This is a genomic window from Oligoflexus sp. (assembly GCF_035638955.1).
GTDB lineage: Bacteria > Bdellovibrionota_B > Oligoflexia > Oligoflexales > Oligoflexaceae > Oligoflexus.
This window is the reverse complement of record NZ_DASQYZ010000123.1, coordinates 1-1,935: the sequence shown is the minus strand read 5'-3', so window position 1 is coordinate 1,935 and position 1,935 is coordinate 1. Positions and strand designations below refer to the sequence as shown.

The 1,935-nt window shown below is 50.0% G+C and carries 1 protein-coding gene; it reads right to left on the bottom strand.

Annotated features, from left to right (window positions below; genetic code table 11):
- Window positions 1–704: 704 nt before the first annotated feature.
- On the bottom strand, window positions 705–1,935 hold a 1,231-nt coding region (locus tag VE954_RS11920; RefSeq protein ID WP_324952950.1), incomplete at its 5' end, for a transposase.

Sequence of the window (1,935 nt, the reverse complement as noted above, 5' to 3'; positions counted from 1 at the left end):
AGCCACGATCAAAGCTCCGATCCCGATCGCTGTCTTACGATATCCCATCATTCCGAACCCTTATTGACGAGCGGCCATCAGACCTGGCCGCGTGACTCGAAGGGAATAGCAAATTTCGAGGATGAAGGGAAGCCGGAGAAGAGCTCCGCGTTCAGAGTATCGATTCGCATGACTCATGAGAGCGGGCGCTCAAAACATTTCCTCCAGCCTCAGCGGCCGTGCCCTGGTAGCCAGTGAGAAAGAGGGATCGCTTACGATCGTTGCCAGGATCAAGGCTTGATGAGTTGATCTGCCGTCAACTACTCATCCTTGAACACAAAATGAATGCCATTAAGTAGCGCCATGGTAACTTATGTCCAAGATTCTCTCACCTCTAAATAGCAATCAGTTAGGATGATTAAGCAATCTAGGGTTTTCGACTAGGTACCTTTTCCAAATCCCGCATAAATCTTTCACACAAGCTATCAAGCCTGTCTTGGGAGTGCGGTCTCATAAAAAATTTAGAGTATTTCTTAAACCATTTATCACCCATTTTTCTGGCATTTTTCCCACTCGCCTTTTCATCATAATGGCCGATACACCTACCCACCTCGCAACTTATTGAAGATGGAAATTTTTGTTCGGGCAGATCCACTCCGCTACTGACGTCACCTTGATACTCGGCGCTTGCGCGATTTCAGTGCTGAAGTCGCACCGCCCATGAGCTAAGCCGCTTCCTGCGTGACTATCTCCGCCAGCGCCTCGCGCACCTGCTTCTTGAAGCGCTTTATCCCGTCAAATCTAGTCAGCTCCACAGCGAGATGGTCGACGGCCTTGGCACTTGTGTATTCGGCGACCGTAGTACCGAGCTTCGGAATGCCGGGATCGTGGCAGCGCTGCAAATTATAGGCTGCCAGGCAAAAGTTTATATGGGACTCAAACGCCCTGAAAGATGGAGACCTGCGGTCACCGTAAGCGTGATCCTGCTTCATTTTTTTATGCCAGGTTTCAGTGGCCCAGCGCGTTTTATAGACTTCGATAACATCCCTCGCCGACAATGAAAGATCGCTCGTGACAATATATTTCCGGAACTTTTTCCCATCCGCTCTTTTTGTTTCCGAGTACGCTGCCGAAACCAGACCAAATCCTTTGAGTCTGACTCTGGCTGCGAACCTGACGCGATAAGACTTTCGAATTGTCTTTCTGTTCCGTTCGACAAAGAGTCGAATGGATTGCCATGGGATGGTTCGGTGGCACCGAAAATATTGGTCAATCGATACGTCATCGATCAAACGACTGTTTTTCACGCACATTGTAAAGTGGCATCCAATCCGGTTAAAAGCCTTCTGAACCTTCCTGGCATCGTACCCGGCATCACACACAAAATGCAGATGTTTGATATATTCCTTGGGAAAGAACCCGCTGTAGTGCAACCAGTTGAGCCAGTCAATGATCAGCTCGTTCTCGGTTCTGTAAGTGAAGCCATTTTCTTCGCAGTATTCCCTTGAATAATGGGCTACGGCCGACAGAGGGATCAGGTCCTGGCCAATGACCAGAACAAAGTTCACAGTCTTATGCCCACGAATCGTTCGTTTTCCAAGCTTGTAAAAGCCTGCATTCTCAACTTTCCTGCCGCGACGGCCAACCAGGGTGGAATCGATCAGGACCATCGGCCTGGCACTTTTTTTCGAGTCCTTCAGCCGCTCGAGGCGACGCCGAACCGATCGATTCAGGCAGCCCTTGGCGATCACCAAATTGTCGGACCGGCTTAGCATCCTCGAAAAGCATGACTCGTGTTTTCCAGACAACCTGGCTGCCTGCCGTGCCTGATGCCCTCTGGTTTCAAGCATGAGGTATAGGATATATGCAGCCACAACTTCCACGATGGCCTTGGGTACGACCTCAAAATCGTTTATTATGCGGGTCAGGTGCTTCGGCATCATCGGCTCCTGCGGC